Below are 12,383 nucleotides of genomic sequence, written 5' to 3'. Positions count from 1 at the left end.
GGTCAGATGGTCAGCGGCAGACCGGCCAGGCCGGTCAGTTCGAGCCCCGTGATCCCGAACTGGGCCGCTTCCGCGCGGTGTTCGGGGGTCTGGTAGCCCCACTGCGCCCACCACGCCCGGGCGCCCGTCGCCGACACCCTGCGCACATTGGTCAGGTTGTCGTCCACGAACGTCGCGGCTTCCAGCGGCACACCCCGCCGCGCGCACGCCTCCCGGACGGCCTCCGGTTTGGCGGCGCACTCCCCGTAGACCCCGGCGATCGCCGACTCCAGGCCGTGCCGGCCCAGGATGGCGCGTACCGAGGGCTCGTCCTTCGCCGTCACGATCACCACGGGCACACCGGCCCGCCGCAGCAGCTCGGGAACACCGGGGTAGAGCGTGTGCAGCCCGAGCCAGAACTCCGTCTCCGACTCGCGGAACCAGTCCCGGGCGTCGGAGGCCCCCTCCACGAAGCGCTGGACGCGCGCCTCGGGCAGCGAGGCGTACAGCCGGTCGAACTCGGCCTGGGACCCGATCGCGCCGGCCTCCGGGAGGTGGGCCACCACGAAGTGGTCCAGCACCCGCGCGTAGTCCCGTACCTTCCGGAACCGGGTGGTGAACTCCACCGGCAACCGGTCCAGTTGGCCCGGCCCGGGGAGCGCCCGGTCGTGCTCGTGCTCCCCGAGCCAGGTGATCAGGGCGCACTCCTCGAAGGCGTCGCAGACGACCCCGTCGAAGTCGAGCGCGAGCAGCCCCCGCCCCTGCTCGCGCCCCACCTCCGGGCGCTGCTCCCCCGGTTGCGCCGGCACCCGTGCCTGCGTGTGGCGGCCCATCAGGCGGCGCTCTCCGCCGCGAGCTTCTCCGTCGTCTGGAACACGGCACGCATGAACGCGCCCATGTAGCCGTAGTACGAGCAGGTGATGATGTTGCCGTCCACGATGACGTCGCTGTCGACGACCTCCGCACCCGCGTTGATCACGTCGTCGCGCAGCCCGATGTACGCACAGGCCCGCCGCCCCCGCAGCACCCCGGCGCTCACCATGATCCACGGGCCGTGGCAGAGCCCGGCGACGACCTTGCCGGCCGAGTTCATCCCCGCGACGAAGTCCAGCACGTCACGGTCCTGCCGCACCCGGTCCGGCGCCTCGTGGCCGCCGGTGAGGATCACGGTGTCGTACAGGTCGACGGCGAGGTCCTCGTACGCGATGAGCGGACGCGCCGTCTTGTCCATGGGCAGCGGGACACCGTACTTGCCGGTGGTCGGGTCGCCGTTCTTCGTGGCGATGTCGACCTGCCAGCCCTCCTCCAGCAGACGGTAGTAGGTGAAGACGACGTCGTGGTCCTGGAATCCCTGGCCGGTGATGATGACAGCAGTGTGAGACATGACGATCCCCCCGGATCTTTCTGTCGTACTTTTTCTGTCGTGCTTTTTCCTGTCGTGCTTTCCCTGTCGCGCTCTTGCTTTCCCTTTTCGCTTTCTCTCTGCGCTTCCCGTGGTTTTTCCCTGCCGGGCTTCCGCCCTTCAGGCGCGGCTGACGCAGAGATACTGCTTGTCGGCCTCCACGCGCCGGGTGTCCTCGGGCCGGCCGGTCAGGATCTCCACATCGGAGTAGACCGCGCCGGAGACGCAGAGCGGAATGTGGAAGAGGTCCTCGGCCCGCCGCCGGTAGAACACGTCCATTCCCGTGCGGAGTTCGAACCGGAAACGCCCGTCGGGCGTCCGCGTCCGCATCCGTGTGTTCGGAAACGCGACCACCTTCCGCATCGGGTGACGCGGGGTTTCGAGCGAGGTCGACTCGTACGCCGTTCCCGCCCGGTTGTAGTCGTCCTTGAGCCGCATCAGGTCGAACTTGTTCCTCGGGGACTCGACCTCGATCAGCTCCAGCGGTTCGTCCCCCGCGTTCCGCGTGCCGTGGAACGCGCCGGGCGCGATCCGTACGACGCTGCCCTGCCGGATCGGGATCGAGACGCCGCCCAGGCCCGTCGTGACGCCCTGTCCCCCCAGACAGAGCAGATACGTCAGCTTGCGCGGGTGCACATGCACCGAGGTGCTGTGCGGGGCGTCGATGTGCAGCGCCCAGAAGTCGAAGAACTCGTCCACGAAGGCGCGGTACTCGTACCCCCACGGCTTCGGGATGACCTCGTCCAGATGCGTGTCCTCGTCGAACTGCTCGTGCGCGACGCGGGCGCCGCGCCGCAGCAGCCGCTTCAGCTCGGCGATGTCCGCCGGCCCGGCGTCCAGCCGCACGGCCGGATCCAGCCGCGGACCGGAACTCTCGAATATGTTTGTTACAGGTGTTGCCGCCATGTTTTCTTACCCCCGTTTGCGGATTGCCCATGGCCGATCAATCTCGACACCGCAACTAAAGCACCGATCGCACTTCCGCTCAAATAGGAAGTTCTGGTGGGGGCATGAAGATTCCTTGTTGAGGGGAATCTGATGTTCCGGGGGGGAGTCGTCAAAGCAAGGAGAAACGATTTTTGGACTCCGGGTAAGGGGATTCCCCTAGGGGTCGCCCCTTCCTCGCCGCGACCTCCCTGCCCAGCGCGTCGTACGCGCGCTCGACCACGGCGGGCAGGCTCTCCGGGTCGTCGTCCGCGCCGCGCGCCCACAGCCGCAGCGCGGCGATCAGCACCCCGGTGCCGGCGGCGACGACCACCCCGGGGCGGGGGTCCCGGTCGGCGTCCGTGCCGAGCCGGGCGGCGACGATACGCACGGACTCCTCCTGCGCCTCCAGCCGCACCCGCTCGAACGCCGCGAACAGCACGGGCTCACGGTCGATCAGGGCGAACAGCGCCCGGCCGCGCGGACGGCGGTGCAGCCCCGGGCGCGTCTCGTCGAACAGCCACTCACGGACCGCCATCCGGTAGGCCACCAGGGGCGGTTCGCCCGCCGGGCGGGCGCGCAGCGCGTCGTTGATGCGCTCGCCGTCGACACGGGTCGACTCGACGGCGGCGTCCTCCTTGCCACTGAAGTGGCGGCTGAACGTGCGCCGGGTGACATCGGCGCGCTCGGCGATCTCCTCGACCGTGACGCACGCCAGGCCCCGCTCCAGCATGAGATCGGCGGCGGCGGTGCCCAGCGCCTCGCGGGTGCGCCGCGCCTTGCGCTGCCGGCCGTCCTCGACGGCGGTCGCGGCGGCGGTCGCGGTGGCGGGCCGCGCCGAGCCGGACGGACCGGCCCCCGGCCCCGTCGTCACCTCATCACCTCGTCACCTTCATGCGCCAGATCGTACACCCCAAATGTCCCATTGGGACATGATTCACTTTGGGGCGAATTTCCGTGCAGGACAGGCCAAATGACGGCATGGAGGCGGTATTCATGACACCGGCACACACCGCCGGGACGCCGTTACGGACCTGCCGCGGGGCCGCGTCGAAGCCGCCGCGCGGCCAGGGTCCGCGGCCGGCCGGTCAGCCCCAGCTCTGCGAGTACTGACTGCGGTAACTGGCCTTCTCCGACCACATCCGCTGGGCCATCGTCAGCCCCAGCAGGCTCACGGCGATGATGAACAGCCCCGGCACGAGGGTCCGGTAGTCCACGATCGAGCTGACGCCGCCCGTGCCGGTGCCGACCCCGATGCCCGTACCCACACCCGCCCCGGTGCCGGTCCCGTTGCCCGCCGGTACGCCCCCGCCCGCGTCCGTCGGCGCGGGGACGGCCGAGTCCACCGTCCCGTCGCTGCTCCCGGTCGCCGTCTCGTTGCCGTCGCCGGCCGCGACGCCCGCGAGCCGCACCCCGAGGGCCGCCATCGCCGTCGACACCGGCTGGAAGAACGTCGTACCGCCGACGGTGCAGTCCCCGTTGCCGCCCGACGTCACCCCGAGCGCCAGCCCCTGCGCGAGGAGCGGGCCGCCGCTGTCGCCGGGCTCGGCGCAGACCGTGGTCTGGATCAGACCGCTGACCGAGCCCTCGCGGTAGTTCACCGTCACGTTCAGCGCCGTCACCTGCCCGGAGCGCAGCCCCGTGGTGCTGCCGCTGCGGAACACCTGCTGGCCGACGACCGGGTCGGCAGCGCCGATGATCTGGACGCCTTGGCCGTCGCCGATGTCCACGGTGCTCGTGCCGTCGAAGGAGCCCTGGTTCTCGTACTGCACGAGGGAGAAGTCGCTCTCGGGGAACGTCGTGGCGACCGTGGAGCCGACCAGCGTGCCGCCCGCCGTGTCCTGGAACCAGGTGGTGCCCGTGGGGCCGCAGTGCCCGGCCGTCAGAATGAAGTTGTCCTGGCCGTCCGTGACGTTGAAGCCGGCGGAACAGCGGTCGCTGTTGGTGAAGATAGGGGCGGCGCCGTTCACCTTCGTACGGAACTCGCCCGTGGTCCGCTCCATCTCCACGGAGCCCCCGATCCCGTCCGCGACATCGGTCAGCCGGGACCAGTCGTCGGCGGACACGGTCCGGTCGGCCTGCACCACGACCCGGTTGGCCGCGTAGTCCACGGCCCACGCGGTCCCCGGCACCCGGGGCGCCGCGCTCAGCGCCTCGGTGGCGGTGGTGAGGTCGCGCATGCTGTAGCGCATCACCTCGGCCCGGGCCCCCTCGCGCCGTACCTCGGCCGCCGCGTCCTCGTCCGTCACGGCGACCACCGGCCGCCCGTCCGCGGCGATCCAGGTACCGGCGGTACGGGCGGTGCCGAGCTTCGTCACCAGCCCCGTCCCCACCTCGGCGACGGACGCCGCGCCACCGGGCCCCGTACCGCGCCCGGCCGGTTCACCGGCCACCGCGTTCGAGACCAGCAGACCGCCGCAGAGCAGTCCGCCGACGGCGGCGAGTCGCGTCACCCGCCGGAGCGTGCGTCGCGCGTGCTTCGTCCGTGGCATCCGTGGCATCCGTGGCCCCCAGTGTCGTACCGGTACGACGTCGTCAGCGACGGAGCCCCGGGCATCAGAGGGCCCTCCTCCCATACGTACGCGATCCCGGGCCCGTTCAACTCCCGACCGGAAATCAGGGCCGGGGATCAGGGCCGGGGATCAGCGCCGGGGATCGAGGAAGCCGCGGGCGAGTTCGGTGAGGGGGTGGCCGGGGCCGTAGAGGCGTTCGCGATCGGCCAGCACCCGCTCGAAGAGGGCCGTGGCCGCGTCGGTGTCGCCCGCGAGCCGGAGGGCGTAGGCGAGGTTGCTGCGGGCCGTGACGGTCTCGGAGTGGTCGGGACCGTGGACCCGTTCGTAGTCGGTGACGACCTGGCGGTGGAGGCCGACAGCCGTCTCCAGGTCGCCCGTATCGCGGTAGGAACTGGCCAGGTTGGCACGGGCGTTGATGGTGTGGGGGTGGTCCGGGCCGTGCACGCGCAGCAGGTCCGTCAGGTTCCTCCGGTGCAGGTCCCGTGCGCGCGCGAGCTCGCCCCGCAGGGCATGGAGGTAGGCGAGGTTGGCCCGGGCGACAAGGGTGTCGGGGTGGTCGGAGCCATGGACGCGCTCGTGGTCGGCCAGGTTCCGTTGATGCAGGGCGGTGGCCGTGTCCAGGTCACCGGCGGCCCGGTGGGCGCTGGCGAGGAAACTGCGGGTGGCGAGCGTGGCCGGGTGGTCGGCGCCCTGGAGCCGGGTGCGGATGTCCACCGCGCGCCGGGCGCAGGCTATGGCCGTGGCGGTATGACCGTCGCCCTGGAGGTATCCGGAGGCGGCCACGAGCAGGCCGGCGATGCGCGGACTCTCCCCGTCCGCCGGAGTCCGGTCGGTCAGGGCCAGCAGATGCGGCAGGAGCGCGCGCCACCGGGGCCACCCGGAGACGTCGAACAGCGGGTCCGCCGGCAGTACGCGCTCCAGCAGCAGGGCGGCGCGTTCGCGGGCGGTGGCGATGGCCCGGACGGTGCGACGGGGATCGGCGGGGTCGGGGGTGCGTGCCACGGCTTGCACCAGGCGGTGGACGGTCACGGTGCCCCGGGTCAGCGTGATCATGCTGTAGGCGTGGAGGAGAGCCAGCGCCTCGTCGACGGCGAACGGCTCCTCCCCGGGCGCCGCCGCGGGCGCCGCCGCGGGGTCCTCCCCCGGGCCCCCGTCGAGGTCGTGGCGGAGAACGTCGAGCAGGCCGTCGAAGATGTCGCGCGGCAGCGGGACGGGAGCGAACCAGGCGAGCAGCCGCAGCAGTTCCAGGGCCAGCGGCTGCTCGGCGGTGATCGCCTGGAGGGAGAGCTGCCAGATCCGGGCGACGGTGCGCTGGTCGTCGGCCTCCCGGCCGCCCGCCGCGGCGGCGGCGAACATACGGCCCGGGTAGCGGCGGAGGCGGTCGAGGTAGGCGGCCGGGCCGATGGCGGTGGACTCGATGTAGGAGGCGGCCTGCTCCAGGGCCAGGGGCAGCTGCCCCAGCTCATCGGCGAGACGGGCGAGGCAGTCGAGGCGCGCGGGAGCCCCCGGGTCGTCGGAGGCGCCCGGGGCGTCGGGAACGTCCGGGTCGTCGGGGGCATCCGGTTCGATCAGGCGGCTCAGCAGCTCCACCGCGGCGTCGGGGACCAAGGTGTCCAGCGGGAGCGGCCGGGCCAGCCGGCGCCAGCCGGTGGTCCGCCGGCTGGTGATGACGTACCGCCCCGTGGTCATCCCCAGCACCGGGGCCAGATCGCCCGGTGAAGCGGCGTCGTCCAGCACGAGGAGCCAGCCCTCGTGAGCCCCCAGCCAGCTCAGTGCCCACTCGGCGCGCTCGGCGCTCGTCGCGGCGGCCAACTGCTGGTGGGGGACGAGCCGGACGGCCAGCTCGGCGAGCCCGTTGGTGATTCCGGCGGCGGAGTCCGCGCTGAGCCACCACACCGGGTTGAACCGCTCCCGCAGTCGGTGGGCGGCCTGGAGGGCCAGGGCGCTCTTGCCCGTACCGCCCAGACCGAGCACGACCGGCGGCACCGCGGGACCGGCCGCGTCCAGCGCGGCCTCCAGGCGGGCCAGCGGTTCGACACGGTCGACGAAGTCGGGGTTGGCCGGAGCGGGCAGGTTGGTGGTCCCGTGCGGCGCCGGCACCTCGGCGGGCGGCCGGACGGCCTCGGCCGGCAGGTGTACGGTGCGTGCGTCGATCGTGGCGTGGTCTCCGGTGGAGACGATGCCGCTGTTGGTGCCGACCGCCACCGCCTGCTCGCCGGACGCCTCGACGTGGGTCCCGTCGCTCACCGCTGGATGGTGGCGCCGTCACCCGTGCTGATGACGCCGCTGTTCGTCTCCACCGCGACGGCGCCGTCGCCGGAGGCGGTGAAGGAACGCGCGGGCAGCATCCGCGCCAACTCCGCGGCCAGCTCGGCGTCCTGCCGCAGGATGCGCCGCACCTGGACGCGGAGCGCCGCCCGGGCGTCGTCGTCCTGCGGATCGTCGGCGACCTCCTCGATGGCCTGCCGCAGCCCGTCCCGGTTCTCCTCCCGGCTCCACAGCCGCTGCACGATGCGCCGCCCCAGGGACACCGTCGCGTCGGCGACCCCATCGGTGGTCCGGGTGACCACGGCTCCCCCATAGGCGGCCACGGCGGCGGTGACGTACGGCACGACGTCGTTGGCGACGGTCAAGGCGTCCATGGCGTTCCCCCTCGGTCGGTTCACCCGAGCATGCCACGGCCGCCTCCAACACGGTGGCCCGGCGGGCGGGAGCCGGAAAGCCCGCGCGGGCTGCGGAACGCGAGGCGTGACAGCGCGTGCCGCCCTGGGTAGAGCTTGACCGGGCAGCGGGATCGGGGACGGCGGAGGGAATCGAGCGGCATGAGCACACACCACGGATCCGTCGGGGACGAAGGCTTCGACGTCACGGCGGTACGCGCGGCGTACCCCGCGCTGCGCGACGGCGTCGCGTACCTCGACGGGGCGGCCGGTACGCAGACCCCGGAGCCCGTGATCGAGGCGATCGCGGCGGCCTATCGCGCGGGCTTCGGCAATGTCGGGGGCGCGTTCCCGGCGAGCGAGCGCGCGGGCACGATCGTCGACGCCTGCCGCGCCGCCGTCGCGGATCTGGTCGGCGGCCGGCCGGAGGGTGTGGTGCTGGGCGCCAACACCACCACGCTCGTCTACCGGTTCGCCGGGATCCTCGGGGCGACCTGGCGGCCGGGGGACGAGATCGTCCTCTCCCGCCTGGACCACGACGCCAACGTCCGGCCCTGGGTGCAGGCGGCGGCACGGGCGGGTGCCGCCGTACGGTGGGCGGAGGTGGACCCGGACTCCGGGGAGCTGCCGGCCGGTCAGTACGACGCCCTGCTCGGCGCCCGGACCCGGCTGGTCGCGGTCACCGCGGCCAGCAACATCCTGGGCACCCGCCCCGACGTCGCGGCGATCACGGCGCGGGCCCACGCGGTGGGCGCGCTGACGTACGTGGACGGCGTGCACGCCACACCCCACGGCCCGGTGGACGCGCGGGCCCTGGGCGCGGACTTCTACGCGACGAGCGCCTACAAGTGGTCGGGCCCGCACGTCGGCGCGGTCGTCGCGGACCCGGCGCTCCTGGAGACCCTGCGCCCCGACAAGCTGGCGCCCTCGCCCGACGCGGTACCGCAGCGGTTCGAGACGGGAACGGCGCCCTTCGCCGACCTGGCCGGGGTCACGGCGGCGGTGGACCACCTGGCATCGCTCGGCGGCACGCGCATGGGCACGCGCAGGCAGCGGCTGCTCGCCTCGATGGCGGCGGTGGAGACGTACGAACAGGAGCTCTTCGCCACCCTGCTGGGCGGCCTCCGGGACCTGCCCCACGTCACCCTCTACGGAGATCCCGCGCACCGCACCGCGACGGCGTACTTCCGCGTCGCGGGCCACACCCCGTCCGCCGTGGCCCAGCACCTGGCGACCCGTGGCGTGAACGTCTGGAGCGGCCACAGCTACGCCTGGGAGCTGACCGGTTCGCTGGGCCTGCGGGACACGGGCGGCGCGGTCCGCGCGGGCCTGGTCCACTACAACGACACGTCGGACGTGACCCGCCTGCTCGCGGGCGTGGCGGAACTGGCCTGACCCGAAGGTACGACCGAGGCGGGGCCGGGACGGGGGCACGGCCGGCTCGGGGCCGAGGCCGGGGCCCCTGCCGCCCCGGCGCCCGCCTCGGACCGCTACCTCACCGCCCCCCCGCCCCGAACCGGACCGGGCCCGGCCTCCTCGTCGCCTCCCAGCCGGCAGCACCCCCAGGGACAGCGCCCGTACGGGCACCCGCCCGGCCCGCCATCACTCCGTACCACCGCCCCCAGCGCCCACAGGAACAGCACCCATCCCGGTCTCCCACCGCATCCGCCGAACATGTCACTCCCCCGGCCCGGTACCCGGCGGCGACAGGGTCGCCCAGACGACCTTCCCGACCCCGCCGTCCCGCGCGCCGACGCCCCACCGATCGGCGAGCGCGTCCACGATGGCCAGCCCCCTGCCGTCAGGCGCCTCCGGATCGGGCGCCCGGGGCACCGGCCGTACGCATGACGCGTCATGCACCTCGATCCGCAAGCCGTCCGACTCGGCGAGATACCGGGTCTCGATCTCCCGCCCGGGCGAGACACGGGCATGCCGCGCCGCGTTGGTCAGCAGCTCCGAGAGGATCAGCGCGGCCGAGTCCTCCAGCCCACTCAACCCCCAACCCGCCAGCGCCTTGCGCAACTCCAGCCGCGCCAGCCCCACCGAGGACGGATGCCGGTTCCACCGCAGCACCACGGCCCGGCCGCCAGGATCCTGAGCGCACACCATCAGGCCACCTCCCCGACATGAACAGCACCGCGCAGGTCCCGGCACCGCAGCCGCCGCTCCACACGCTGCCACCGCTCGAACTCGGCCCGGGGGTACGGCACAAACAGCGCGCTGCACCTGATGCGCGGCGGCAGCGAGTGGCAACCGTGCACGAAGACCACGGCACCGCGACGCGCCGCCGGTCGGGGCGCCCCCGAGGACACCAGCGGCGACACCACCGCCGCCCGATGGCGCCCCGCGCCGGGAAGTAAGAGCCGCAGCAGCGGCTGCATGTAACTGACGATAAAATTCAACACGTTGACGCTCCCAGTAAGCGTTGACCGTGCCCCGGGACGCCTGCAGCGTCGCCGGGGTCTTCTGTTGTCGCGCGGGGGCGCCACCCCCCACCCGTCATCACTTGAGGCGAGAAAGCGGCTCAGGGCCGCAGCCGATGGCTACTCTCCGCACCCACGCGAGCACCCTTCGCGACCATCACAGAGTGGACCCGCCCGTGGCGCCCTGGCAACCCGGAAACCTACAAAATTGTCGAAATCGCAGATGCATTCACTCGTTGGGGTAACTAGCGCATATCGAACGTGCCCATATGCCACACTTGCGCCCAACCTGCCCTCAAGGAGACCGCGTTGCCGAGCCATCCACGTCCGACCGTGCGCCGCCGCAAGGTAGGTGGCGAGTTCAAACGACTTCGGGAAGCAGCCGGCATCAAGATGGAGCAGGCCGCTGAGCGCATCGGCGGCGACAAATCCAAGATCTCCCGACAGGAGAACGGCCGCCAGGGCATGACCAAGCTGGAGGTCGAAGCGCTTCTCGCCCTCTACGGGGTGGACGACCACCGGCTCAGGACCGCCCTGACCACCTTGGCCCGGGAGAGCCGACGCAAGGGTTGGTGGGCGCAGTACAGCGACTTACTCCCTGATGTTTTCCAGGAGCAGTTGAGCATTGAGTCCGACGCCGTGCGCATCCTCATCTTCCAACCGCTCCTCGTACCTGGACTGCTTCAGACACGCGAGTACGCCGAGGATGTCATCCGAGGGGTCGAGAAGTCGGCGTCGGACGAGCAGATCGAGTCGTTCATCTCGGTACGGATGGACCGTCAAGAGGTCTTGCGCAGAAAGGACGCGCCTCAGGTCCTGTGCCTGCTCGACGAGGCCGTCCTACGTCGCGTCGTCGGAGGGCCCAAAGTCATGGCGGATCAACTGGAAGCCCTGATCAAACGCAACAACCCGCCGCAACTGTCCATCCAGATCATCCCGTTCGGTCAGGGCTGGCACGCTGGGCTGGACGGCGCGTTCAGCGTCTTCTCGTACCCGGACCCGATGGATCTCGATGTCGCCAGGGTGGAGTACCTCGACGGCGCCCTATATCTGGAGGACGATGGTCCGGTCAAGCGATACCAACTGACCTTCGATCAACTCCGGGCCACTGCACTACCGTCAGGACAGTCCATGGATCTGATCGCACGAGCGGCACGAGATCTCAACGCATAGAGGCAGGCGGGACCACATGATGCGGCACGATCTCCCCCGGGACCGGTGGCGGAAGTCGTCCCACAGCACCGACAACGGGGGGACCTGCGTCGAGACCCAGCAGACGGCAGACGGGCTCATAGCCATCGGCGACAGCAAGAACCGGCCGCTGGGCGCCTTCGCCTTCCACCCCGCGAACTGGCAGGCATTCGTCAACAGCCTCAAGGCCGAGGGGCTGTAGACGTCCACCGGCGCACCCCCGTGGTCCATCGCCCCTGATCACCCGTGGGTGCGTGAAGGACGTTCCCGATCGGGCAGTACGGCGCGGGCGCGGGACATCAGGGCCGGGTCGGTCAGCTCGAAGCGGCCGGTGTGCAGGGCGTCGTGCCCGTACATCGTCCGGACCAGGTCGGTCGAGCGGTCCACCGCCAGCGACCATGCGGCGCACCGGAGTTCGAGGTTCCCGGGCTTCGGTACGCTGCGCCCGCTCCGCCCTACGCAGATCAACCAGCACGCCTCCGCGAACCGGCTGCCGTCCGCGGGCCCGTACAGCCGTGTCGGCCCGTGCCGCGCCGCACGTGGCACCACGCGAAGACTTCCCGCGTCGAGAACGCCCGCACCGCTCCGTCCGCCAAGGACATCCGCCTGTGGTGCCGCGCCTGTCAGGCGGACGACCATGCGGAGGGCCTGATCGCCCAGTCTCTCAACGCCGAGTCGCTCTACGTCGAGTGGCGTGAACGGATGCGCGGGGGGCTGGAGCGGTTACAGAACCGATCGGCGCAGCTCTTCCGGGACACCCGGCTGTTCCGCGTGTACTCCTCCACCCTCGTACCGGGCCTGTTGCAGACGGAGGGCTACGCGGCTACGGTGCTGCGCTTCGACGCCGCCTTCCGCGAACTTCCCGTCGATGACAGCGCGGCAGCGGCTCGCACCCGGGTCGAGCGCTCCCGTGTCCTCCACGAACCGGGACACCGATGTGTGCTGGTCGTGGAGGCGACCGTACTGCGTTACCGGATCGGGGATGCCGACGCAATGGCCGTGCAGCTCGGCTACCTTTTGACGGCAGGCGCACTGCCTTCCGTGTCGTTCGGCATCATCCCGGCAGCGGCACGCCGACAGAAGCAGTGGCCTCGCGAGACATTTCACGTGTATGACGACACCCTCGTATCCGTCGAGTTGGCGTCCGCGCGCATCAGGATCACCCAGCCCAGCGAGATCACCCTGTACCTCAAAGCGTTCGAGGAGCTCCGCGCCATGGCCGTGTACGGGCCGGCCGCGCGGGCGCTTGTCGTGGAGGCCATCGAGGCGCTGGGGTAGCCGGGGCTCAAGG

Annotated in this window: 14 protein-coding genes; 4 read left to right on the top strand and 10 right to left on the bottom strand. The window is 71.6% G+C overall.

Going from position 1 to position 12,383, the window contains the following annotated elements:
• Positions 1–2 precede the first annotated feature (2 nt).
• From AB0P17_RS30815 to AB0P17_RS30785, 7 genes are all read right to left on the bottom strand, one after another.
• Entirely contained in the window at positions 3–812 is an 810-nt protein-coding gene (locus AB0P17_RS30815; RefSeq protein WP_365815921.1) for an HAD family hydrolase, read from the bottom strand.
• Positions 812–1,363, bottom strand: coding sequence for a type 1 glutamine amidotransferase domain-containing protein (locus tag AB0P17_RS30810; RefSeq protein ID WP_365815919.1), 552 nt, complete (start codon positions 1,361–1,363; stop codon positions 812–814). The genes AB0P17_RS30815 and AB0P17_RS30810 overlap by 1 nt, the downstream gene beginning before the upstream one ends.
• A gap of 138 nt (positions 1,364–1,501) precedes the next feature.
• Positions 1,502–2,287 carry a cupin domain-containing protein gene (locus AB0P17_RS30805; RefSeq protein ID WP_365815917.1) on the bottom strand — a complete coding sequence of 262 codons (786 nt, stop codon included), beginning with the start codon at positions 2,285–2,287 and terminating at the stop codon, positions 1,502–1,504.
• Between the two features lie 151 nt (positions 2,288–2,438).
• The gene (locus AB0P17_RS30800) at positions 2,439–3,179 is read right to left on the bottom strand and encodes a TetR/AcrR family transcriptional regulator (protein ID WP_365815915.1); all 741 of its coding nucleotides are present in this window, start codon (positions 3,177–3,179) and stop codon (positions 2,439–2,441) included.
• 214 nt (positions 3,180–3,393) lie between these two features.
• Positions 3,394–4,797 (bottom strand): S1 family peptidase, encoded by a 1,404-nt coding sequence (locus tag AB0P17_RS30795; RefSeq protein ID WP_365815913.1) that lies wholly within the window; start codon positions 4,795–4,797, stop codon positions 3,394–3,396.
• 150 nt (positions 4,798–4,947) lie between these two features.
• A complete protein-coding gene (locus AB0P17_RS30790) occupies positions 4,948–7,065 on the bottom strand; it encodes a tetratricopeptide repeat protein (RefSeq protein WP_365815911.1) in 2,118 nt (705 codons plus the stop codon).
• Complete coding sequence (locus AB0P17_RS30785) at positions 7,062–7,460, bottom strand: hypothetical protein (RefSeq protein ID WP_365815909.1); 399 nt, start codon at positions 7,458–7,460, stop codon at positions 7,062–7,064. Before AB0P17_RS30785 ends, AB0P17_RS30790 begins: the two co-directional genes overlap by 4 nt.
• Positions 7,461–7,640: 180 nt before the next feature.
• Between AB0P17_RS30785 and AB0P17_RS30780 the strand changes: the two genes are divergently transcribed.
• A complete protein-coding gene (locus tag AB0P17_RS30780; RefSeq protein ID WP_365815907.1) occupies positions 7,641–8,873 on the top strand; it encodes a cysteine desulfurase-like protein in 1,233 nt (410 codons plus the stop codon).
• Between the two features lie 282 nt (positions 8,874–9,155).
• Here the strand turns inward: AB0P17_RS30780 and AB0P17_RS30775 are convergent, their stop codons facing one another.
• Together AB0P17_RS30775 and AB0P17_RS30770 are read right to left on the bottom strand one after the other, a co-directional pair.
• Positions 9,156–9,587: an ATP-binding protein gene (locus AB0P17_RS30775; protein WP_365815905.1), complete on the bottom strand. Its 432-nt coding sequence runs from the start codon at positions 9,585–9,587 to the stop codon at positions 9,156–9,158.
• Positions 9,587–9,859: a hypothetical protein gene (locus tag AB0P17_RS30770; protein WP_365815903.1), complete on the bottom strand. Its 273-nt coding sequence runs from the start codon at positions 9,857–9,859 to the stop codon at positions 9,587–9,589. Before AB0P17_RS30770 ends, AB0P17_RS30775 begins: the two co-directional genes overlap by 1 nt.
• 351 nt (positions 9,860–10,210) lie before the next feature.
• On the opposite strand from AB0P17_RS30770, the gene AB0P17_RS30765 reads away from it, so the two are divergent.
• Together AB0P17_RS30765 and AB0P17_RS30760 are read left to right on the top strand one after the other, a co-directional pair.
• Entirely contained in the window at positions 10,211–11,074 is an 864-nt protein-coding gene (locus AB0P17_RS30765; protein WP_365815901.1) for a helix-turn-helix transcriptional regulator, read from the top strand.
• 16 nt (positions 11,075–11,090) lie between these two features.
• Entirely contained in the window at positions 11,091–11,294 is a 204-nt protein-coding gene (locus AB0P17_RS30760; protein WP_365815899.1) for a DUF397 domain-containing protein, read from the top strand.
• Between the two features lie 38 nt (positions 11,295–11,332).
• Here the strand turns inward: AB0P17_RS30760 and AB0P17_RS30755 are convergent, their stop codons facing one another.
• The gene (locus AB0P17_RS30755; RefSeq protein ID WP_365815897.1) at positions 11,333–11,479 is read right to left on the bottom strand and encodes a hypothetical protein; all 147 of its coding nucleotides are present in this window, start codon (positions 11,477–11,479) and stop codon (positions 11,333–11,335) included.
• 138 nt (positions 11,480–11,617) lie between these two features.
• Between AB0P17_RS30755 and AB0P17_RS30750 the strand changes: the two genes are divergently transcribed.
• Positions 11,618–12,370: a DUF5753 domain-containing protein gene (locus tag AB0P17_RS30750; protein WP_365815895.1), complete on the top strand. Its 753-nt coding sequence runs from the start codon at positions 11,618–11,620 to the stop codon at positions 12,368–12,370.
• The last annotated feature ends 13 nt before the right edge of the window (positions 12,371–12,383 follow it).

The sequence above is a fragment of the Streptomyces sp. NPDC088124 genome (assembly GCF_040685895.1).
In the GTDB taxonomy this organism is placed as follows: domain Bacteria; phylum Actinomycetota; class Actinomycetes; order Streptomycetales; family Streptomycetaceae; genus Streptomyces.
Note: the sequence above shows the minus strand (reverse complement) of the source record. Positions and strands in the feature narration are given on the sequence as shown.

What these genes read in the sequence shown, in the direction of transcription:
- AB0P17_RS30780 (WP_365815907.1), top strand. Translation starts at nt 7,641, where the DNA reads ATGAGCACACACCACGGATCCGTCGGGGACGAAGGCTTCGACGTCACG.
- AB0P17_RS30785 (WP_365815909.1), bottom strand. Translation starts at nt 7,460, where the DNA reads ATGGACGCCTTGACCGTCGCCAACGACGTCGTGCCGTACGTCACCGCC.
- AB0P17_RS30760 (WP_365815899.1), top strand. Translation starts at nt 11,091, where the DNA reads ATGATGCGGCACGATCTCCCCCGGGACCGGTGGCGGAAGTCGTCCCAC.
- AB0P17_RS30805 (WP_365815917.1), bottom strand. Translation starts at nt 2,287, where the DNA reads ATGGCGGCAACACCTGTAACAAACATATTCGAGAGTTCCGGTCCGCGG.
- AB0P17_RS30815 (WP_365815921.1), bottom strand. Translation starts at nt 812, where the DNA reads ATGGGCCGCCACACGCAGGCACGGGTGCCGGCGCAACCGGGGGAGCAG.
- AB0P17_RS30795 (WP_365815913.1), bottom strand. Translation starts at nt 4,797, where the DNA reads ATGCCACGGACGAAGCACGCGCGACGCACGCTCCGGCGGGTGACGCGA.
- AB0P17_RS30770 (WP_365815903.1), bottom strand. Translation starts at nt 9,859, where the DNA reads ATGCAGCCGCTGCTGCGGCTCTTACTTCCCGGCGCGGGGCGCCATCGG.
- AB0P17_RS30775 (WP_365815905.1), bottom strand. Translation starts at nt 9,587, where the DNA reads ATGGTGTGCGCTCAGGATCCTGGCGGCCGGGCCGTGGTGCTGCGGTGG.
- AB0P17_RS30810 (WP_365815919.1), bottom strand. Translation starts at nt 1,363, where the DNA reads ATGTCTCACACTGCTGTCATCATCACCGGCCAGGGATTCCAGGACCAC.